The organism is Clostridium sartagoforme (assembly GCF_004794105.1).
Taxonomy (GTDB): Bacteria; Bacillota; Clostridia; order Clostridiales; family Clostridiaceae; genus Clostridium; species Clostridium sartagoforme_B.
Genome location: NZ_SRYR01000009.1, coordinates 20,911 through 44,216 on the forward strand (window position 1 = coordinate 20,911; position 23,306 = coordinate 44,216).

Sequence of the window (23,306 nt, forward strand, 5' to 3'; positions counted from 1 at the left end):
CAACCCCCTCTTCAGTACATTTTCAGAATTTAATAATAAACATTATAAATATCTCTTATTAACGCTAACATGGCTTCTGTAAAGTATTTAATTCCAAACATATCCCTTAAAATTTTGACTTCCATAATTAATTTGTTTACATCTATATCTATAGTTGGCATAATTTTATTTATATCCGTAACACCTTCTATAACGTAGCGTCGTCTACATGTCTGAAGTAATTCTAAAAATATATCTAAAAGAGGCCTGAAATAGCTTACAGCTATCATATTATTTATATCTTTAGTTAATTCATTAAAATCATAATCATTAATTGATGTTATGCCAGCCGTACAAACTAATATTACATCTATAAAATAATTATTATTGTATTTTTTACATATATAATTTATATTTTCACGGGTTTCAAATATATTATTATTTGTAGGATGTTCTTGGTGAACACTTAATATATTTTTATCAAATATAAATTTGCTACCAGATTTATATAGTCTTATTCCTAAGTCATAGTCTTCAAATCCATATCCAACTATATTTTCATCAAACATTCCTACTTCTATAACTCTATTTCTTTCTACAGAAGCATTATTAGTTAAAAAAAATCTCCAGGGTAGAAGATAGTCTTTTAATTCGTCATTGTGATTTTTTAATATCTCTTTTAACCCTCGTATAAATTCTGCATCTAAGTCAAAAGATTTATTTAAATAACTTCCATCAATTATTGATTCAACATCTATTAATGGGTATTTATCTATCAGATTAAAATTTCCATCTGGCTTACTCACTGTTGTATTTAAATAATTCTCAATGCTTAATTTTAATTCTTTGTAATAAAAAGTAAAAATCCTTTTCCACAGAATTCCACATACAACTATATTTTTTTCTTCATGATTTTTTAAATGCCTAGTTATAAAATCTCTACTTGCTATCATGTCACTATCATGAAATATTAGAATATCACCAACTGCTCTTCTTATTCCTTCATTTCTTCCACGAGCTATTCCTCTATTTTCTTCAAGTCTAACAAATTTAAAGTTAAATTTAGCTTTAAAATTTTCTAACATTTCTATGGTATTATCACTAGATCCATTATCTACTACAATAACTTCAAAAATATTGAAGCCACAATCTTGATTATTTAAGGATATAAGATTGTAGTATAATCTCTCTTTAGAATTATATGCTGGTATTATAACACTTGCTTTCATCACTTTTTCCTCCATCCTTAATCTTTTCTAATTATCATCAACAGCATCTACAGTAAAATATCCCTTAAAATCTGGATCTATTTTTTCAACATCATTAATAATTTTTTCCAATGCTCTCCTGTATATTTGGTAAATGAATGGTGTATTAACTCTATCTTGTTCATGAACTTGCCTAATATCATATTTACTAATTATTCTAAAACCACTAAAGTGATAAAATATTAATTTGTTATTATTAACCATTATAGTATCATTTAAAACTGTAAATTTATATTTCGAACTATTCCAGTGTCCAATATTTACTCCTTGAGTTGTTATTTCGTAAACATTATTAAATAGGAATGGCATATCATCAAGATATTTTTGATCTCCAAATTTATTATCTTCAGGATTTGAAGTACAACTATCTACGCACATTTTATCCCACCAATTAACACAGGATAGTCCATCAATATCTTTTTTAAAACTAATAAATCCCGAGTTAAAATTTCCAGTGAGAGATTGTATAGTATTATTAACCTCTTTCGAATACATAGGCAAAAACACTTCTCCACTAGATAGTAATACAGAATCATATGGTTGATTTTCAAATATTACATTAGGATTTTGATAAAAGAATAAATCTGAATCTATATAAGTTACTCTTTTAATTGATTCCTCTAAAGTAAGAATATACTTTATAAAACCAGGCTTTAATGTCCAACAATATTGATTTAATTTTCTTGAAGCTTTGATTGCTAACAAATCTTCTCTATTTAATTCAGAAATTGTTACTAACACTATTTTATCAAAATTTATTTTCTTAAGAAATTCATAGCATTTCTCATCTACGCAAAGGATATATACTTTAAAATTATCCATAGTTTTATACAAAGATAAAAAACATGCAATTGCCTGAATTAATCTAGTCCTTGATACAACCATACAAAAAACACTTTCTTGCATTATTTATCTCTCCTTTTTAAGGAAATCTTTATACCATTCTATAGTTTTACTTAGCCCCTCATCTATTGTATAATTTGGACTCCATCCTAATACAGTTCTTGCTTTCTTTGCTGATAAATATTGGTGTATTATTTCATTACTTCCTTGATTTAATATTATAGGTTTTATATCACTGCCCATAATCTTCAATATTTTATTAACTAGTTCTAAAACTGTTAATTGTATTTCATTACTAAAATTAAAAGCTTGTCCCCCTAAGTTAAGCTCTACAACTTTTTCAGCTAAATTAATATATGCGTCTACTGCATCCTCTATATAGAAATAATCACGAATAAAGCTTCCGTCACTTCTTATTACAGGAGCTTCTTTGTTTAATATAGATTGAATACTTTGTGGAATAATTCTATTGAAATTTAAATCTCCACCACCATAAAGGTTTCCACATCTTGTAATACATACTGGTAGCTTGTAAGTCTCATAATAAGTTTGAGCAATTAAATCTGTGCAACTTTTTGAAACATCATAGGGGTGCTTTCCTTGAAGTGGCATATTTTCATCATATGGAAGTTTTTCTTGGTCCCCATAAGCTTTATCACTAGATGCTATTATTACCTGTTTAATTAATGGACTTTTTCTTGCTGCCTCAAGTATATTCCAAGTTCCTTCTATATTAGACTTAAAAGTTCCTAATGGGTTTCTATTTGCAACTCCAACAATAGCCTGGGCTGCTAAATGAAATACTGTATCTATCTCATATTCTCCAAGTGCCCTTTCTATTAATAAATAATCTTCTAACATCCCCTGTACAACATTAACCTTTTTATATTCTTCTCCAATATATATATTGGATTGTGGTATATAATCTCTTACTAAGATAGTTACATTAGCCCCATAGTTTACTAATTTTTTAACTAAATAACTTCCTAAAAATCCAGTACCACCCGTTACAAAAACATTTTTATTATTCCAAAACTTATTTACCATATTTTCCAATCTCCTCTTCCTTCGTTCCAAATTTTATTAACATTATTTATATCATTTAAAGTGTCCATAGCAGTCCAAAAACCATTATGAATATATACTGCCATTTCATTATCTTTAACTAATTTTTTTAATGGATTTTGTTCTAAAACACATGTTGTATCATTCTCCAAATAATCAAATATTTCTGGCTCAAAAACAAAAAATCCACCATTTATTATTCCATCAGTACTCTTCTTTTCATCAAAAGATTTAGCTAATCCATCTTCTATAGTTAAAATTCCATATTGACTTTTCTTGTATATTCCTGTAACTGTTGCTATTTTCCCCTGTTCTTTATGAAACTTTAATAATTCATCTATATTTATGTCTGCTAGTCCATCTCCATAAGTTAACATAAATGTTTCATTTCCAATATACTTTTGAGCCCTTTTTAATCTTCCCCCTGTCATAGTTTCAATACCTGTATCAACAAAATTTATCCTCCATGGCTCTGGTTCAGAATCTATATTAATATCTCCACTTTTCATATCTAAAAGAAAATTTCTAGTTTTCCATGAATAATCTATAAAATATTCTTTTATTTTTTCACCCTTATAGCCTAATAAAAACATAAAATCATTAAATCCATAATGACTATATATTTTCATTATGTGCCATACTATTGGCATATTCCCAACCTCACATAAAGGCTTAGGTATATTCATTGTTAACTGACTCATTCTAATTCCTTTGCCTCCAGCAAGTATAACAACTTTCATCTTTTGCCCTCCGTTATTTATCTTTTAATTAGTTTTGTTATTTTTCAAATCTACTATTGAATCAAGATCTAAATATCCGCCATGATTGTATTCATCGTATAAAATTATAAATACCAAAATATTTATACTTCTATCATAGAGCTTAGAAACTACTATCTCATGACTAATTTTTATAATAGATTTATCTTTTATAAACTCATTAACATCACATTCTAATTTTTCTATATTTGTACCTTTTATTATCTTCACTTTCATTTTAATTACCTATCCCCTACTACTTTTCATAATTTATATTATTCTTAAAATTTTATTATGCTACTAATTTTCATGTATTACATTTAGATGCGGCAATTTCTCTAAGAATACATTTATTTCACTAGTATTATAGAATGTCTATTGTCTTTTAAATGACTTTATCCTATGTAATTGATATGATAACTACTTTGACTTTCAAATAGAAGGAACTATTGTTGGACGTAATACTATGGGAGTAACAGATTATAGTAATCTTGCTATATCAGATTATGTTGATTTTCAGTTTATGTATCCAACATCGAGGCTTGATGCTATTGATAAAGGAGAAGGGCTTACAGGAAAAGGAGTTCAAGTTGACATTCATATTCCTTGGACAAATGAATTTGTTAGTGAAGACTTAGATATGAAATATGTTCTTAATTCCTTATTATCGCATACTTAAATCTTCTATTCATTATCGTAAAACTAAGTTCTTAACACACAAAAAAAGTGGGTCACAATTTTGATCCACTTCTCATTAATAATATTTTATATTTAATTTTCGTAATTTATATCTTGCTTTATTAAATAAGGAAAAACCTTAATATTACTTCCATCTAAGTCTTCCTTATTTATATCAATAGCATTTATTCTATTATTATTGTATGTCTTGTAATAATAGATTCCTTTTTCTTGGTTCATGCAGGAAGAATATACAGTAAAGTCTTCTTTTCCTTCCACAGTCATAACCCCACCCTTTACCATTGCTGTATAATCAAGCATATGGAAGAATTGGCTAATACCACTTAAATCATCTTCTACTTTTGGCAATCTTGATTTAATAAATGCAATTCTTACAAATCTTGAAACGGAAGAAAAGTCTCCTGGGATTCCTATAGTACCTGCTCCTACACCTAGAGGTTCTAATTCTTGATTGCACCATCTAGTTTCTTTTGGATACACCTCTGTAATACCTACATACTGACTTAAATTAATTATATGCCAATCAAAGGTTGGATTGTTAGTAAGTACCCCAATATTATTATCATAAACTGCAAACTCATCCTTAGTTTTTTCTACTACTATGGATTTTCCTGTTTTATCTACTACCATCCAATGAAGAGTAGGTACAGGATATTTTTCATTTAAAGGTACATCTACTAACTCTATATTTTTTATTTCTTTCTTAACTTCATCTACTGTTTCATGATTAAATAGAACCCAAAGTATAAAGTCGTAAGGTGCAATATTTACTCTTCCTTTAACTGGTTCTTTTTCATAATAAGCAAAGCCTGCAAAGTTTAATCCTGCACAAGCCAACCCTTTTTCATTCATTCCATCAGCTAATGCAGCATGATTATCAATAACAGTTCCCATTCCAATAATGCCATACCTACCCTTTACCATATTGCCAGTAACCTTATCTTGGTATTTATAATTCCTTGGAACAACCATAACAGATTGATTAAAATAATACTCTATATCCATATTTCTTCCAAAAAAATTATTGCCTTTATTTGATCTAATAGTTAATGCTGTACACATATTTCCCCTTATTCTATAAATAGATTTTTTATTTCTAACTTTATAAACTCTATTTATATTTCTTAATTTTATAATTTCTACTATTCTTTCTTATTACATAATTTATACTTATCTTTATTATGTTATTCATTTATTTATATTATGTAGAAATATAAAATAAATACTATAAATTTAAATCTCTATTTTCTTTGTCTCATAGTTATTCTATTCATCTATTAACTAAAGGATTCGTCAAGCTTCATCTCCTGGTTTTTTATCTCAATAATCTCTCTCAAAACAAATTAAATCTTTAGCCTAAATAAGACCCAGAAGTTAAAAAATTTCTTAACCTCTAGGTCTTAAACTTCAGTTATTATATTTTATGTATAACTAAAACTCAACTTTGCCTTTTCTTTTAATTACTTTGTCCAAGGTTGGTATTGCTGGTATTGCTCCATATTCCTCGCAAGTCATAGCTCCAACTACATTTGCAAACTCTATTATTTGTTCATAATCTCTATTTTCACTTCTTGTTAATCCATATAATACTGCTCCAACAAAAGCATCTCCTGCACCTGTAGAATCCTTTTGCTCTATATCTATTGAACCTATGATAATTGATTTGTTTCCTTCTATTAACATAGTTCCTTTTTTACCTAAAGTTATTGCAATAGTTTGAAGATTAGAGTCTTTCAATGATTGTATTGATTCCTCTAATGTCTTAGTATTTGTTAATAGCATAGCTTCTTCATCACTTAATTTAATAAAATCAGCTTCCTTCATAAAGTTCCAGCAATGCTTTTTATATTCTTCTAATAAATCTTCTGTTATTAGTACATCTCTATAATTAGGGTCAAAAGTAATTAATGCACCTTTAGATTTTCCTTCTTTTAAAAGTGAATAATAAGTTTCCTGAACCTCTCCTCCTAGGAATACCGTAGCAGATCCAAAATGTATGATATCTTTATTATCTATTGATATCTTTGCTGGATCAATAACATATTTGCTATCACTTCCTCTGTAAAATTCAAAACTTCTTTCTCCACTTTTATCTAAAGTAACTAATGCCAAAGTTGTCTTTCCTTCATCTTTCATAAATGATGTATCAACATTATTCTCTATTAAAGTTTTCTTTAAAAAGCTTCCAAAATTGTCTTTTCCAACTTGCCCTAAAAAGTAAGACTTTCCACCTAATTTACTTATAGCTACAGCAACATTGGCAGGTGCTCCACCTGGTTTCTTTAAGTAATTATCTCCATCTAGAGAAACCATATCTATTAATAATTCGCCAATACAATATATATTATTCATAGTTTATTACCTCCAAATTTATATCCCTTTTTTTAAAGAATATCTGCTATAACTATATTTTATCTCACTATTAGTAAAGATTTCTACTCCCTTAGAATTTTCTAATGGGAATATCCTAGATGTAAATGCTTTTTCTCCATTATTAATAAATATTTCTATTATACTATTATCAACTAAAGCTTTTACATTTACTTTATCAAAGGATTTTATTGTTGTCTCTCTTACATTTCCATATTCTTCTGCATATTGATGTACCATATTACTTCTATCTAAAATAACACTCTTATTATCCTTATTAAAGGTTAATGTTAACTTTTCTTCTTCTGATACTAAGAATTCAATTCCAAACTTGTTTGCTTCTAATGAATCAATAGTTAAATCTAATTCATAACAATTATTATCACTTAAAATTTCTATTCTTTCATTAGCTATTCCACTATTACTGACTTCATTATCTCTTAAAAGCTCTAATTCTTTAGCTGGCACTTGATATAACTTATCACCTTTTATAGATAATTCTCTAGGGAAAGTCAAACAGTTTGCCCATAGATTATCATCAGTAGGAGCTTTGAATTCCCCCATACCTGCCCATGCAAATAATAATGGCTGATTCATTTTACCTTTAAAGCTTTGAGGTGCGTAAAAATCAAATCCAGCATCAAATTCATCGTAGCTTTCCACAATAAATTTTAAATTTTCTACATCAAACTTTCCAATTACATAAACAACGTTAAATATGTTATGATATTTGTTTTCTACTGGTTCTATCCCTTGTGGAGAAAATATTAATACATCTTTTCCATCTATATTTATATAATCTGGGCACTCCCACATATATCCAAAGTTATTATCAAAGTTTTCAAAGCTTAACTCTCCAAGGAAAGTCCACTCTAAACCATCAATTGACTTATACATAATAAATGTGCCAGTCTCATCTAATCTTTGAGCCCCTAAAATCATATAGTAATTATTATCTTTTTTAAATACCTTAGGGTCTCTTACATGACCTGTATATCCTTCAGGTACTCCTAATATTAGTGGGTTATTGCCATACTTTTCAATTTTTCCATCTTCATCCATAATCGCTAAGCATTGATTAGCACTTCTCTCTTCTTTTCCAAATTTAATATTACCTGTGTAATATAAATATAGCTTTCCATCAATCTCTATAGCTGTTCCTGAATAAGCTCCATGAGATTCATAAGTTTCAGTAGGAGTAAGTGCTACCCCTACCCTTTTCCAATTTACTAAATCTTCTGATTCCAATTGAGCCCAATGCTTCATTCCATGGGTTACTCCAAATGGGTACCACTGATGAAATAATCTATACTTACCTTTATAGTAGGCTAATCCATTTGGATCATTTAATAAACCAAATTCAGGATGAATGTGATAATTAGGTTTCCATGGATCATTTATTGATTTATTTTTAAGTTCATTAAGTTCTGCTTCTGTTGCTTCGATTATTGTTCTATGCTTTTCTTCCTTATAAATTATCATCTTAACCCCCAAACTGTATTTTAAGCTGCTTTTTTCTTAGCTTTAGCAAAGATAATTGTTAAAATTGCACCTGCTAATAGAGCTATTCCATGAGCTATTAAGTAATTTAAATGTCCTGAATTTTCAGCTGCAACTATTGCAAGTCCTGGTATAGCTGTAGCTCCAAATCCTATTGCAGTTACCTTTGTTATGTATATATAAGCTCCACCTAAAGCTCCTGCTATACATCCAGCTACTAGAGGAAATTTATTTTTTAATGTTACACCAAATATTGCTGGTTCAGATATACCAAATAATACCGATCCAAATGAAGATATACAGATTTGTCTTTCCTTCATATTATTCCAGTTAGCTACTAAGTACCCTAATACCGCTCCTCCTTGACCAATTAATGCTACTGACATTAATGGCATTATGAAGTTTCTTCCTGTATCTGCAATTAATTGAGCTTCTACTGCACCTATTACGTGATGTAATCCTGTTATTACAACTATTTGTTGAATACCAGCAAAAATCATATATCCGAAAATACCTAAATTTGTTGTTGTCCATAATAATGAGTTCGTCACAACATCTGCTAATCCACGACCAACTGGTCCAATTATAGTAAATAATAAAAATGCTCCAACTGTTACAGTTGCTAATGGTGATAAGAATAACTTAACTAAATCAGGAATTACCTTATTAAAGAAATTATCAAGCTTTGCAGTTATGAATCCCATCATTAATGCAATGATTATTCCACCTTGGAAAGCAACAAGCTCAACTTTTAGTCCAAAAATATTAATAACTTCTGGTTCTACAGACCCATTAGCAACACTATAAGCATTAGCTAAGTCTGGATGTAGCATTATTGCTCCAATTACTAAACCTAAAACTGGATTTCCACCAAATCTTTTAGTAGCAGAGTATACTACTAGTAGTGGTAATATAGTAAATATTCCTGTTGATGTTATTTGCATAAATCTATTGAATCCAGCTAAAGATGGGAACATCTCAACTACTGATTGTTCTCCAAATATTCCTTGTTGAGTTAATAATCCTGTAATACCCATTAATAATGCAGCTGCAAGTAATCCTGGAATAATATCTACAAATACGTCTGATAAAGATTTAATAGCTTTTTGAAATCCATTTTGCTTTTCAGCAGATTTTGCCTTAACATCCTTTAAAGACATATTCTCTTTTCCTGATACTTTTGCAAATACTTTATATACATCATTAACAGTACCTGCTCCAAATATTATTTGTAATTGATCACCAACTATAAATACACCTTTAGCTAGGTCAACATTTTCTATTTCTTTCATATTAACTTTTTTAGTATCTTCTAAAACTATTCTTAATCTAGTAGCACAATGTGCAACGCCTTGGACGTTATCTTTTCCGCCAATATGTACTAATAATTCTTCAGAAATTTTCTTATATTGTTCACTTTTATTTGACATGGCTTCTTCCCCCTGTACTTTTCTTTTTTAATTAGTGGAACCGGTTCCTAAAATCTATGATTAGATATTATCATATTATTTACCTATATGCAATAGATTCAGAAAACATTTTCAAGGGTAATTCTTTTCTTAATATGATAAAAGTGGATAAATATATGCTTCCGTTGCTTCTATCCAAGCCAATCTAAACTTATATTTATCCACTTTAACCACAAAAGAAGTAGTAACCATTATACTCTTATTTTAATTTTTTCCATTATTTATTTATTTATTTATTTATTGTTTAACAAGTTCTTTAACGCTTTCTCCTTTAATAAAGTCAAATCCTATTACATGTAAATTTTCAACTTCTTTTTCTTCTATTAAATTTATAATTGTATTTGCAGAAATTATACCTGCTTCATCATTGTTAAATCTAATAGTAGTTAAGCTTGGAGTAATCATTGTTGAAATATCATACCCTCCAAAACCAACTAAGGAAAAATCTTCTGGAACCCTTTTATTATTCTTATTGATAGCTTTTAAAGCACCTAAAGCTATTTTATCTGTAGCACAAATAATAACAGTTTCCTCTAAATCATTTATTAATTCATTAACTATTTTTTCAGATCTTTCAGCGCTAAAACTTGTAGTTATTTCTTTAAATATTACATTTTTATCTCTAAGTAAGGATTCTTTTACGCCCTTTTTTCTTATGATTCCAACTGCTTCATCATCTTCTTCAACGCCTAGATATAATACTTTTTTATGTCCATTTTTTAATATGTACTCACCTATAACTTTTCCTGCATTATAGTCATCATTAATAATAGATATCGCTTTATCATACTTTTGCCCTACTATAATAATAGGAATTTTTAATTTACTTATAGCTTTCTTATGCTTATTAGTTATTTCTGTAGCTATTAGAATAATCCCATCAACCTTAAGTCTAGATAAATTCTCAATATTTTCAACTTCACTTTCTTTATTTAAGCTTGTATTTAATATTAATGAATTATATCCTTTTTCTCTAAGTCTTTCATCAATAGACATAATTACTCTTGATGTAACTACTGAATCTAAACAAGGTGCTATTATTCCAACAAATTTTGTTCTCTTTGCCTTTAAGCTTTGAGCAAAAGCATTAGGCTCATAATTATATTCATCTATAATAGCCTTTATTTTCTTACTTGTACTTTCACTTATTTTACCACCATTTAAATATCTAGAAACTGTACTTTTTGCAACTCCAGCCATTTCTGCTATATCTTTTATAGTTAAATTTCTATTATCCATTTCTTATCCTTAATTTGAAAAATTATTTTAATTACAAATCTCTTAATTTTCAGATTCACAATTAATTTACTAACATCAATTATACATTATTTTAATTAATATTAATACTTATTGTAATTAAAACTAAGCTATTAAAATTAGTCGTATGTAATTCAAATACTGATTAATATAGGCCTTGATTTTCTGCTATTTTTCATAACATTTAAACTTACATATTATGCATAATAACTATTATTAAACCTAGATTCTCTATTATTTTTAATAACATTGTTATCATCTATAAATTATATTATATAAGTTGTAATAAAATTTTTCACATTATATTAGAGTAGTTCATGTGTAAAATTTTTTAGATAAGGAATTTAATACTTAGCTTATATACCAATTAAACAATTTATGCTTTCAATTTAAGTACTTTACTTTAAAATACTTTTCACTTAAAATTTCGTAACCTTAAAAATATAGGTTATTTATTGAAATATATACTTTAATAATATACAAATAATTTTAAAATTAATTAGCCTTCTAATATCTCAACGAACTTAGTAGAAGCTAATGAAAGTGGAACGCTCTTTAAATAACAAACACCAATACTTCTACTAGGGATTTCTTCTAAAGTTTTAACTTCATATAATAATCCTCTTTCTAAATAATCTCTTGAGAATTCTTTTACTACGCAAGCAATTCCTAAGTTTATCTTTGCAAACTCCAATAGCAAATCAAAGGATCCAAGTTCAAACTCTGGAGATATTTTTATCCCTTTAGATATCATAAACTTCTCTACATACTTTCTTGAATTGGAGCTAGGCTCTAGAAATATTAAAGGATGTTTAACCATTTCTTCTAAGGAAATTTTCTTCTTTGATAAATCCTTATACTTCTCTCCACAAACAAAAATATCTCTAACTTCTCCACAAGGCCTTATTTCTAATGAAGGATCATCTATTGGCAAATTACATATTGCAATATCAATTTCTCCTGACTTAATTAAAGCGCAAAGTTCTATGGTAGTGCCATTTATAATCTTAAATTTAAGATTAGGATATTTATTATGAAAAACTTCTAAATATTGTAGCAAAAAATACTTAGATATAGTATCTCCTACTCCAATCTTTAACTCTCCTACAGTTAAATCTTTAAATTCTAATATTTTTTCTTCTCCAGCACTTATTAAATTGATTGCTGAATTTACATATTCAAATAAAAGGCTTCCTTCATTAGTTAAGGATACCCCCTTTGGTGTTCTATTAAAAAGCCTAATGTCTAATTCTCTTTCTAGTTGCATTATAGCTTGACTCACTGCTGGCTGTGTCATGTAAAGCTCCTTTGATGCCTTTGAAAAGCTTTTACTTTTTCCAACCTGACAAAAAACTTTATATAAATCTAATTTAGTAATCATATAAGTACTCCTTATACCATGTATTCATTCTATTTATTTTACTTATATCATTAATTGGTGTATATTACAAGAGTATGAAATATTTAAAATAAATTTTAAATTGATAGGAGAGATTGTTTTGGAAAGAGTTGTTGGTACAGTTGTTAGAGGTCTTCGTTGCCCAATCATTAAAGAAGGGGATAAAATTGAAGATATCGTTGTAGAAAGCGTACTTAAAGCTTCAGAAGCTGAAGGCTTTACTATAAATGATAAAGATATAGTTACTGTAACTGAATCAATAGTTGCACGTGCTCAAGGAAATTATGCTTCTATAGATAATATTGCTACAGATGTTAAAGCTAAATTTGGTGACGATACTATTGGTGTAATATTCCCAATCTTAAGTCGTAACCGTTTTGCAATTTGCCTTCGTGGTATAGCAAAGGGAGCTAAGAAAATAGTATTAATGTTAAGCTATCCATCTGACGAAGTTGGAAATCACTTAGTTGATTTAGATATGTTAGATGAAAAGGGAGTTAATCCTTGGACAGATGTTTTAACAGAAGAAGAATTCCGTAATCTATTTGGATATAATAAACATACTTTCACAGGAGTTGACTACATTGATTACTATAAATCTTTAATAGAAGAATATGGTGTTCAGTGTGAAGTAATATTCTCAAACAATCCTAAAACTATATTAAATTATACAAAGAGTGTTCTTACTTGTGACATTCATACAAGATTTAGAACTAAGAAAATTTTAAAAGCAAATGGCGGAGAAAAAATTTACAGCCTTGATAATATATTATGTGAATCTATTGATGGAAGCGGATGTAACGAAGCTTATGGATTATTAGGTTCAAACAAATCAACAGAAGAAACTGTTAAACTTTTCCCTCGTGACTGTCAACCAATAGTTGATAATATACAAGCTATTCTTAAAGAAAAGACAGGAAAAGATGTTGAAGTTATGATTTATGGAGATGGAGCTTTCAAAGATCCAGTAGGTAAGATTTGGGAACTTGCTGATCCAGTTGTTTCACCAGCATATACAGCAGGTTTAAATGGTACTCCAAATGAAATCAAATTAAAATATCTTGCTGATAATAACTTTGCTGATTTAAAAGGTGAAGAACTTAAAAATGCAATATCAGAATATATTAAAAACAAAGAGTCAGATTTAGTTGGATCTATGGAATCTCAAGGTACTACTCCAAGAAGACTTACTGATCTTATAGGATCATTATCTGACTTAACATCAGGAAGTGGAGATAAAGGAACTCCTATAATCTTCATCCAAGGTTATTTCGATAATTATACAAAATAATATTTTTTTTAAATAGCTAGCACTAACAGACTAAAATTGAAAGTGCTAGCTACTTTTTATTGTTCATATTAGTATCCTTTACTTTATTACCCTATAAAACGTATTATGTCATCAACATCTTTTCTGGCAGTTGCATTTGGATGTTCATCTTCATAACCATAAACAATAAGTGCTGCTACTGTTTCTTCATCCGGTAATCCTATAATTTTAGCTATTGAATCTTCATCAATAATTCCCATGATACATGTACCTACACCTTTAGCATGAGCTGCTAGGCAGAATGTTTGACATGCAATACCAGCATCAAACACTTCCCAAGAATTAGCTTTTGAAGTTGCATAGTTATCTTTATCTATTTTACCACTTTTACCCTTAACAAAACTCAATACTAAAACACCTTTTGCATTTTTTAAAGTATTAATATTATAAACAAATCCATTAACACCCTCACTTGCAAGTTGCTTAATAATCGCTTCATCATCAACTAATGTATATCTTGCCACCTGTAAATTCTTCCATGATGGAGCCCATCTACTAATTGATATAATCTCTTTCATAGTTTCTCTATCTACTTTTTCATTCTTAAATTTACGAACGCTTCTTCTTTCTTTTATCATTGTTATTGCATCCATTTTAGATACCTTCTTTCTTAATTTATTTTTCTTTTTTAACTTCTTATGAATGGTTATATTTTATATAATGTTCTGAACTTAATCAACTACACATTTTTTATGACATAGTAATAAAAAGATGTAATTAGTGATGGTATGATAAAAAGATTCATTTCTAATGGTAAATCTATATATAATTATAGTTCTGAGGAAATTTTATACATTTAAGATTGCAATTAATAGATTTGAAATTAAATATAATTTATATATTAAGTTAGAAATGTAATAATAGGTAAAATGAAGTAGAAATTCCAACTTATTTCTTTATGATGACCCCTCTTCTGGTTCAATGGAAGTATACAAACTTTGATAATATTTTTCATAGGTATATAATTAATATATTAATTAAAATATGATACGGAAGGATATTATTAAAGGTGAACAAATGAAATTTATCCGAAAAGATGTTATTAATTTAACCTTGCCAATATTAGCTGAACAATTATTCGTAATATCCATGGGAATGGTAAATACAATGATGGCAGGTCATATAGGAAAAGAGGCAGTTTCAGCAATTGGTATGGTGGATTCCATAAACAATATAGTGATTGCTTTTTTTTCTGCTCTTGCAGTTGGTGGAATGGTAGTTGTGGCTCAATTCATAGGACAATCTAATATAAAAAAAGCAAATGCCTCTATGAAGCAGGCTCTTTACTCATCTATACTTATATCTATAATTATTACTTTACTAATGTTTATTTTCAAAAGATTTATACTCTCTTTTCTTTTTGGCGCTGCTGAGGCTGAAGTTATAAGTTCAGCAAATACATATTTATCTATAACTCTACTAACTTATCCCTTAATTACAATGGATCTTATTTGTAATGGAATTTTAAGAGGTGCAGGAGATACTAAAACTCCTATGAAGATAACAATATTTATGAATATAATGAATGTTATTTTCACTTTTACATTTATAAATATTTTAAAACTTGGAATAATAGGTGCAGCTTTAGGTATAGCTTTAGCTAGAAGTATAGGTGCCTTTATTGTTTTATTTGTTCTATTAAAGGGTTCAAGTGTATTAAAATTAACAAACCTTAAGAAATTCAAATTTGATTTTACTCTATTAAAACCAATTTTTTCAATTGGAGTACCTGCAAGTATAGAATCCCTATTGTTTAATGGAGGAAAATTAATAACTCAAGTATTTATTGTTGATATGGGTACAATTTCTATAGCTTCTAATTCTATAACCAGTTCCATTGGCAGTATGCTTAATATCCCTGGAAATGCATTATGCATAGCTGCTACAGCTCTAGTTGGCCAACATATGGGTAAGGGTGAAACCGAGGAAGCAAGTGATACTTTAGCTTATATAACAAAATTATCAACTGTTTCATTAACAGCTATGGCTTTACTATTCCTGCCTTTTTCAGGTTTAGCTCCTAGATTATATACTAGCGATACTAATATAATTAATTTAAGCAGAAATGTATGTATATTATATGCAATATTCATTCCTATATGGTCTATATCATTTGTTCTTCCTGCTGGATTAAAGGGAGCAGGTGATGCAAAATACACAATGGTTACTGCCTTAATAGGTATGTGGTTATTTAGGATTACCCTTGGTTACTTTTTAGGAATCAACCTAAACTTAGGTCTTATAGGTGTCTGGTGTGGAATGTTTGTTGACTGGGCTGTAAGAGGCATTCTCTACCTTATAAGATTTAAGAAAGGTATTTGGAAAGAGAAACAAGTAATAACAAGAGTTGCTTCCAGATAACTAAAGCTTGTTTTCAATTTCCATATATTAAATACTATAAATTGTAATCTCTATCAAATAAAAATACTTATATTTTTATAATCTAGTACCTTTTAATTATAAGTTTAATATAATAAACATAATCACTTGTATTAAGGTGATAAAATGCATTTTAATTGATTTTATTATCTTGAAGATTTAGAAAAACAAGTACAAGAATTACCTAATAAAATAAATAAAATTAAAATATTATTGCAAATAAGCTAGTAACCATTTTACATAAGTTACTAGCTTATTATTATTATTATTATTATTATTATTATTTACTTCTTATTAAATAATTTTTTATTAAAATCAATATTGTACTAAGTGTAGCCATCGATAAAATCACTGTGAATTCCTGTATTCCTAAGTTACTTAAATGTAATATATTTTTAAATAAAAATGCTGCTACAAAAAATCCTATAGCAGTTGTTGTACATAAGAAAATACGCATTTTATTAAATGGTCTACATACTCTTATTACTGCTAAAATACTAGTAAATCCAATCATACAATACATAATTGTAGTCATTTGTGGTACTTCTATATTTAAAGCTGGGGCTAAGAAATATAGTGTTATGATATTTATTATTATCACTAAAGCATATGGGAATGAGTTCTTAAGTACACTTTTTAAGAAACTTTCTTTTATCTGTTTTCCGTTTGGCTCGAAAGATATAAAGAATGATGTATATCCTTCAATAACAAGATCTATTAACGTTATTTGTATTGGTATAAATGGGAAAGCTGTAAAAGTAATAATGTTTAATATTGATAACATAACTGAATATAACGTTTTTATAAAGAATATTCTAGCTACATTAGTAATATTATTTACAACTCTTCTTCCTTCCATTAAAACATCTTTTAAGACCCCAAAGTCTGAATTTAAAAGTACTATCTGTGAAACTTGCTTTGCTACATCACTTGCTTCTGGAAGAGTTATACTACAATCAGCTTGCCTTAATGCAATAACATCATTTACTCCATCTCCAGTCATTGCAACAGTATGCCCTTTTGATTGTAATGCTTGTACTAATAAACTCTTTTGATTTGGTGATACTCTTGCAAATATACTATACTTATCTACTATATCTATTATTTCATCATCATTTTCTATAGTAGATAAATCAATATATGATTCATAATCCTCTAATCCTGCTTGCCTTGCTATACTTGAAACAGTTATTGGATTATCTCCTGAAATTACTTTTACTGTAACACCTTCACCTTTAAAGAATCCAAGCATTTCTCTTGCATTTTTTCTCAATGGATCTGATAATTCTACTGCTGCAACAACTTCTATATTAGGTAACACATCTTCCACTATATCTTTAGAAAACCCTACAAGTAGCACTCTTTTTCCTTGCTTTTGTGATTCTATCATATTCTCTTTCATTTCAAAATCACTTTTTGCCATTAATTTTTCAGGTGCTCCAACTATTATGGAACCTATATTCTTAAATGAAATAGAACTCCATTTTCTTTCAGATGAAAATGAATTCTTATAATCAACTTCAAATTTATTATTTCCTTTAAAGTAATCTTTTAAGGCTTGAAAAGTACCATTATTATCTCCCATTTCATTAACGAAAGCACTTAAGGCCTGATCTATAGAAATTGGCATTATTTCTTCATTAAACTTTTCAACATTAGAAACTTGCATCTTACCTTCTGTTATAGTACCAGTCTTATCAAGACATAATGTATCTACATGAGCTAAAGTCTCTACGCTATATAAATCTTGAACAAGCACCTTTCTTTTAGCAAGTTTTATTACCCCTGTTGCAAGAGATATACTAATTAATAAAACTAACCCCTTAGGAAGCATTCCTAATAATGCTGCAGATGTTGATACTACAGAACTTTTTATTAGTTCACCTCTAAAGAAGTATGCTTCTAAAAATAGCAATAAACCTACTGGTATTATTATGTAACTTGTTATCTTTGTAACTTTCCTCATAGATTTTACTAATTCTGAATTTATACCTTTGTGCTTTTTACTTTTTAATGTAATTTCTGCTGCTAGATTATCTTTACCTACTTTTTCAACCCTTGCATAACAATTTCCACTAATAACATAACTTCCTGAAAATAATTTATCTCCTGGCATTTTTATAATTGTATCTGATTCACCAGTAAGTAGAGATTCATTTACTTCTATTTTTCCATCAATAACAACCGAATCTGAACAAATTTGATTTCCCATATTAAGTATAGTTACATCATCTAAAACTACTTCATCTACACCTATACTAGTTTTTATTCCATCTCTTATTACATCCACCTTTGATACTGTAAGTACTGATAATTTAGCTACCATATTTTTAGCATGTATTTCTTGAAAACTTCCAATACATATATTTAATATAATTATCAGCATAAAAGCTAAATTAGAATAAGCTCCAACAGACATTAAGGCAATAGCAATAATAAAATTATACAAATTAAACAATGTAAATATATTTCCTGAAATAATCTCCCAATTGGATTTTACAGTCTTTTCATCTACAATATTAATTTTTCCTTTTTCCTTTCTCTCTAATACTTCCTCTTTCGTTAATCCTAATTTAGTCTCTCGCATTTCCATAATAACACGCTCCTTATCCATATCTCTTGTAAGTACATTTAGCTTTATAGTAAATAATACTATTTAATATAAACCTTGAATGTAAAATTAATGTTAAGTTCACGTTAAACTTATTAGTTTTTGTTATTATATTAGTTAGTATATTTCTTAGGACCAACTAACAGATAATATTTTGTCAATTTTACAAACTTTAATAATATCTTCAATAATTTAATTTTCTTCAGCTTTAAATATAGTTATTCTATTTTCTTTTTTACTAAAACTCTAAATCAAAATGGATTATATCCTTAAAACTAAAGATATAATCCATTTTGATTTTTATTATTTAATTATTATTTAAATCTTCTATTATTTTGTAGCCTTTGCTTTTTTATTAAATATAAATACCACACCTGCAGCTACTAATATAAATCCATCTCCTGTGTATATCATTGCATGATGCTTTGGATAGATTTCATATCTAACTTGTTACTCCATGAGCTATAAATGGATAAAAATTTTTTTTTAATAATATATTTTTTAAATAAAAAATAACAGATACCTAAAACGAAAGATATCTGTACATTTCTTATTTCTTTACTATATATTTAATTATCATTGGGGTCATTATACTTGTTATTATTGATGCTAATGCTATCTGAGACATTGTACTAGATACATAACCAGGTCTTTTTATAATTTTTCTATCTATTAAAAGTAGAGGTAAAAGGCTTATTAAATAGAATATTGCTGTAAGAATTATTCCTGATACTCCTGCTTTTAGGGCTAATATAAAGTTTATACTACTACCAAAGCATATTCCCATAAAAGGTAAAAGTATTACTATGGCTGGCGCATAAAGCTTGCGAAAAATGCTGTTGTTGGATTACCTATTTGAAAAATCTCAGAAAAAAAAGTATTTATTATTGCAGAAAGTATCAGGGGAACTACAAGTAGTCCCCCTGATACCTTCCTAATACTCTTTAATATTTTTATAACTATTAAAGTTCTTCTCCATTAGTAGCTATAACATTCTTATACCAATAGAATGAATCTTTCTTGTAACGTTTCATTGTTCCATTACCATAATCATCTTGATCTACATATATAAATCCATAACGCTTTGACATTTCTGATGTTCCTGATGAAATCATGTCAATTGGTCCCCACATTGTGTAACCAATAACTTCTACCCCATCTTCAATAGCAAGCTTTAATTGTTCAATATGTTTACGTAAAAACTCAACTCTATATGGGTCATGTACTTTATTATCTTCTGTTAATTCATCAAAGAATCCTGAACTATTTTCAAGTATAAATACAGGTAATCCAAATCTATCATATACGTGATTTAATGTATATCTTAGTCCTATTGGGTCAATTTGCCATCCCCATTCATTTGCATCAAGATGTGGATTTTTATAAACGCTATGAACATTACCAGCAGTAAGCTCTAATTGATCTCCATCATTACTAGATACCATAGAGTTATAATATGACATACCTACAAAGTCAGCTGTATTTTCTTTTATAACCTCTAAATCTCCATCTTCTATATCCAAATTAATATTATGTTCTTTAAAATATTTCTTTGAATAATATGGATACTTACCACCATTTAAAATATCTAGATAGAATAGATTTTTCATTTGATCATCTTTTTGCATTGCTAAAGCATCTGCTGGCTTGCATGTATAAGGATAAGTAGTAAAGTATGCTACCATGCTACCTATCTTATTTTCTTTATCTATTTCATGAGCAAGCTTTGTAGCCTTTGCAGCTGCAACAAATTGATGATGAAGAGCTTGGAATAACATTTCTTCATAGTTATCTTGTCCTTCATCTATTACACCCATAGTTTTAGGACCTGCTTTAATACTCATATTTATTTCATTAAATGTTACCCAATACTTTACTTTTCCTTTATATCTATTGAATATTACCTCGCAATATCTTAGGTATAAATCGATTAATTCTCTATTATACCATCCACCAAACTTCTCAATTAGAACTATTGGAAAATCAAAGTGTGATATTGTTATTAATGGTTCCATACCATATTTTAAACATTCATCTATAATATTATCATAGAATTTTAATCCTAATTCATTTGGCTCTTTATCATCACCATTTGGAAATAAACGTGCCCAAGAAATTGAATATCTAAATACTTTAAATCCCATTTCTTTAAATAGAGCCATATCTTCCTTATATGTATGATAAAAATCTATTCCTCTTCTTTTTGGATACTTTACTGTATCCGGATCATTTTTAGCTTCTTCTATCATTTCTCTTGTAATTTTAAGTTGCTTAGTTACTTTTCTATCATTTTTAGAATTAAATGGCATTACTTCTGGAACAGTAAGTGTCTTACCATCTACATTATATGCACCCTCAGCTTGACAAGCTGATAAGGCACCTCCCCACAAAAAATTCTCTGGAAACTTATTTTTCATAATTATTCCTCCATATTCTTATTACTTAAGTTCTATTAATAATTCATTTTTTTCTATTGTTTTTTTATCAGTTATGTTTAGTTCTTTATATAAATCATGGTTTGTAACTATTACAGGAGTGGTTACTTCATAGTCCTCCTTCTTAATAGCCTCAATATCAAACTCTACTAATAAATCATTAGCTTTTATAGTATCTCCTTGCTTAACATGAGATGTAAAATACTTTCCTTCTAAGTTAACTGTATCAATACCAATATGAATTAAAACTTCAACTCCATTATCTGATGTTAATCCTATTGCATGTTTTGTATTAAATATTGCATCTACCTTACCATTAAATGGTGCATATAGCTTACCTTCTGTTGGTTCAATTGCTATACCTTTTCCCATAACTCCTTGTGCAAATACTGTATCATTAACTTCGCTTAATGCTTTAACTTCACCTTTTAATGGACTTAAAATGCAATTTTCTTTTGCAGAAGTTACGCTATCTCTTGCGCTAACTTTCTTTGCATCTTCTACATCTTCTACATCTTCATCTATTCCCATAATCATAGTTAATCCAGCTGCTAATAATATTGATATTGCAACACAAATAAGAAGACTTAATCCATTATTTGATTGTAAGTTCCCTAAAGCAAATATTCCTGGCATACCTAATGCTATTGCTGTTCCCTTGAACATAAAGAATAATGCTGATGAAACACCTGCTGCTATAATAGCTGCATAGAATGGTTTCTTATATTTTAAGTTTACTCCATACATAGCTGGCTCTGTAATACCTAATAATCCAGATAATCCACTTGATCCTGCTACTGATTTTGCCTTCTTGTTCTTTGAAATTAAGAAAACTCCTAATGCTGCTCCAGCTTGTGCTAAGTTTGAAAATACAGCACTTGGATATAATACAGTATTACCAAGCTCTGCAAGTTGTTGAACTTGAATTGGCATAATTGAATAGTGTAATCCAAACATAACTAGTACAGGTCTTAATGCACCTAATAAAAATGCTGCAAAAATACCGCCTGTAGTAAATAACCATTCTATTCCATTTGCGATTCCAACTCCTAAATATGAACCTATAGGTCCCAAAGCGATTAATTGTAATGGAATCATTATAAGCAATACAATCATTGGGGTAAATATTGTTCTAACCATTTCTGGTATCACTTTATCTATTCTCTTATAGATAATACTTAATACATAAACTGACATTATAATTGGAAATACTGTATTACTATACTTAACTAATAATATTGGTAGTCCTAAAAAATCTATTGTTGCAGTTTGACCTGCTGGTACTGCCTTTGCTGCATCCAAAATAGTAGGGTACATATATGCACCTGCTAAACATAAAGCCATGTTTAAACTTGTATTAAACTTCTTGGCTGCACTTACTGCTAAGAAAAATGGCATAAAGTAAAAAATTATATCTCCACCCATATCTAGAACTTGGGCAACTCCAGACATAGAATCAATTAATCCATATTGCTTTAATAATACTGCTACTGTTTTTAACATCCCACAACCTATTAATGCTGGAAGTATAGGTGTAAATATCCCTGCTATAGTTTCTAAAAAAGCATTAATTGGATTTTTCTTCTTTTTCTTTTCTTGAGCACCTTCATTAGAATTAGATATTTTAACTATTTTTTCTAACTCTTCAAATACTTTATTAACTTTTGCTCCAATTACAACCTGTAATTGTCCACTTTTATTTTGTGCTGTTATTACCCCTTCTAAGCTTGATAACACCTTAATATCTGCCTTACTATCATCCTTTAAATTAAACCTTAATCTTGTTACACAATGAGTTAAAAATGTTATATTCTCTTCTCCACCAACATACTCTAATATTTGTGAAGCTAATTCTTTATTAGTCATATCTCTACTCCTTATCTTTAAAAATTTATAGTATTTATAGTATTTCTAACTAGCATTTGAAATACAGTAGTATATAAA

At 28.5% G+C, this 23,306-nt stretch carries 20 protein-coding genes; 3 read left to right on the forward strand and 17 right to left on the reverse strand.

Annotated features, from left to right (window positions below; translation table 11 throughout):
- Positions 1–29: 29 nt before the first annotated feature.
- From E5347_RS13295 to E5347_RS13315, 5 genes are read right to left on the reverse strand one after another with little or no spacing between them, the layout of a single operon-like run.
- Entirely contained in the window at positions 30–1,208 is a 1,179-nt protein-coding gene (locus tag E5347_RS13295; RefSeq protein WP_136007717.1) for a glycosyltransferase family 2 protein, read from the reverse strand.
- Positions 1,209–1,235: 27 nt separating this feature from the next.
- On the reverse strand, positions 1,236–2,153 hold the full coding sequence (locus E5347_RS13300; RefSeq protein ID WP_136007718.1) for a hypothetical protein: 918 nt from the start codon (positions 2,151–2,153) through the stop codon (positions 1,236–1,238).
- Between the two features lie 3 nt (positions 2,154–2,156).
- Positions 2,157–3,137, reverse strand: coding sequence for a GDP-mannose 4,6-dehydratase (locus tag E5347_RS13305; RefSeq protein ID WP_136007719.1), 981 nt, complete (start codon positions 3,135–3,137; stop codon positions 2,157–2,159).
- Entirely contained in the window at positions 3,131–3,895 is a 765-nt protein-coding gene (gene rfbF / locus E5347_RS13310) for a glucose-1-phosphate cytidylyltransferase (RefSeq protein WP_136007720.1), read from the reverse strand. The genes E5347_RS13305 and rfbF overlap by 7 nt, the downstream gene beginning before the upstream one ends.
- Before the next feature lie 24 nt (positions 3,896–3,919).
- Positions 3,920–4,150 carry a hypothetical protein gene (locus E5347_RS13315; RefSeq protein ID WP_136007721.1) on the reverse strand — a complete coding sequence of 77 codons (231 nt, stop codon included), beginning with the start codon at positions 4,148–4,150 and terminating at the stop codon, positions 3,920–3,922.
- Between the two features lie 229 nt (positions 4,151–4,379).
- Here E5347_RS13315 and E5347_RS13320 point away from each other — a divergent pair, with 229 nt between their 5' ends.
- The gene (locus tag E5347_RS13320) at positions 4,380–4,592 is read left to right on the forward strand and encodes a hypothetical protein (RefSeq protein WP_136007722.1); all 213 of its coding nucleotides are present in this window, start codon (positions 4,380–4,382) and stop codon (positions 4,590–4,592) included.
- A gap of 92 nt (positions 4,593–4,684) precedes the next feature.
- Here the strand turns inward: E5347_RS13320 and bsh are convergent, their stop codons facing one another.
- The 6 genes from bsh to E5347_RS13350 all read right to left on the reverse strand — a co-directional run bounded on the left by bsh (position 4,685) and on the right by E5347_RS13350 (position 12,589).
- Complete coding sequence (gene bsh, locus E5347_RS13325; protein ID WP_136007723.1) at positions 4,685–5,674, reverse strand: choloylglycine hydrolase; 990 nt, start codon at positions 5,672–5,674, stop codon at positions 4,685–4,687.
- Between the two features lie 369 nt (positions 5,675–6,043).
- Positions 6,044–6,964, reverse strand: a complete 921-nt coding sequence (locus E5347_RS13330; RefSeq protein WP_136007724.1) for a carbohydrate kinase family protein — start codon at positions 6,962–6,964, stop codon at positions 6,044–6,046.
- Between the two features lie 18 nt (positions 6,965–6,982).
- Positions 6,983–8,464, reverse strand: a complete 1,482-nt coding sequence (locus E5347_RS13335) for a glycoside hydrolase family 32 protein (RefSeq protein ID WP_136007725.1) — start codon at positions 8,462–8,464, stop codon at positions 6,983–6,985.
- 20 nt (positions 8,465–8,484) lie between these two features.
- Positions 8,485–9,912 (reverse strand): PTS transporter subunit EIIC, encoded by a 1,428-nt coding sequence (locus E5347_RS13340; protein ID WP_136007726.1) that lies wholly within the window; start codon positions 9,910–9,912, stop codon positions 8,485–8,487.
- A gap of 276 nt (positions 9,913–10,188) precedes the next feature.
- Entirely contained in the window at positions 10,189–11,190 is a 1,002-nt protein-coding gene (locus E5347_RS13345) for a LacI family DNA-binding transcriptional regulator (RefSeq protein ID WP_136007727.1), read from the reverse strand.
- A 517-nt stretch (positions 11,191–11,707) separates the two neighbouring features.
- Entirely contained in the window at positions 11,708–12,589 is an 882-nt protein-coding gene (locus E5347_RS13350; RefSeq protein WP_136007728.1) for a LysR family transcriptional regulator, read from the reverse strand.
- 118 nt (positions 12,590–12,707) lie between these two features.
- Here E5347_RS13350 and E5347_RS13355 point away from each other — a divergent pair, with 118 nt between their 5' ends.
- Entirely contained in the window at positions 12,708–13,898 is a 1,191-nt protein-coding gene (locus tag E5347_RS13355; RefSeq protein ID WP_136007729.1) for a coenzyme F420-0:L-glutamate ligase, read from the forward strand.
- An 86-nt stretch (positions 13,899–13,984) separates the two neighbouring features.
- Here the strand turns inward: E5347_RS13355 and E5347_RS13360 are convergent, their stop codons facing one another.
- On the reverse strand, positions 13,985–14,530 hold the full coding sequence (locus E5347_RS13360) for a nitroreductase family protein (RefSeq protein WP_136007730.1): 546 nt from the start codon (positions 14,528–14,530) through the stop codon (positions 13,985–13,987).
- Positions 14,531–14,954: 424 nt separating this feature from the next.
- On the opposite strand from E5347_RS13360, the gene E5347_RS13365 reads away from it, so the two are divergent.
- Positions 14,955–16,298 (forward strand): MATE family efflux transporter, encoded by a 1,344-nt coding sequence (locus E5347_RS13365; RefSeq protein WP_136007731.1) that lies wholly within the window; start codon positions 14,955–14,957, stop codon positions 16,296–16,298.
- Positions 16,299–16,596: 298 nt separating this feature from the next.
- On the opposite strand, the gene E5347_RS13370 is transcribed toward E5347_RS13365, so the two are convergent.
- The 5 genes from E5347_RS13370 to E5347_RS13390 form a co-directional block, all read right to left on the reverse strand.
- Positions 16,597–18,909 (reverse strand): cation-translocating P-type ATPase, encoded by a 2,313-nt coding sequence (locus E5347_RS13370; protein WP_136007732.1) that lies wholly within the window; start codon positions 18,907–18,909, stop codon positions 16,597–16,599.
- Between the two features lie 568 nt (positions 18,910–19,477).
- A complete protein-coding gene (locus E5347_RS13375) occupies positions 19,478–19,714 on the reverse strand; it encodes a 2-keto-3-deoxygluconate permease (RefSeq protein ID WP_136007733.1) in 237 nt (78 codons plus the stop codon).
- A 17-nt stretch (positions 19,715–19,731) separates the two neighbouring features.
- Complete coding sequence (locus tag E5347_RS17110) at positions 19,732–19,890, reverse strand: 2-keto-3-deoxygluconate permease (RefSeq protein WP_207670490.1); 159 nt, start codon at positions 19,888–19,890, stop codon at positions 19,732–19,734.
- Entirely contained in the window at positions 19,890–21,344 is a 1,455-nt protein-coding gene (locus E5347_RS13385) for a glycoside hydrolase family 1 protein (RefSeq protein ID WP_136007734.1), read from the reverse strand. The genes E5347_RS17110 and E5347_RS13385 overlap by 1 nt, the downstream gene beginning before the upstream one ends.
- Before the next feature lie 21 nt (positions 21,345–21,365).
- The gene (locus E5347_RS13390) at positions 21,366–23,228 is read right to left on the reverse strand and encodes a beta-glucoside-specific PTS transporter subunit IIABC (protein ID WP_136007735.1); all 1,863 of its coding nucleotides are present in this window, start codon (positions 23,226–23,228) and stop codon (positions 21,366–21,368) included.
- Between the last annotated feature and the right edge of the window lie 78 nt (positions 23,229–23,306).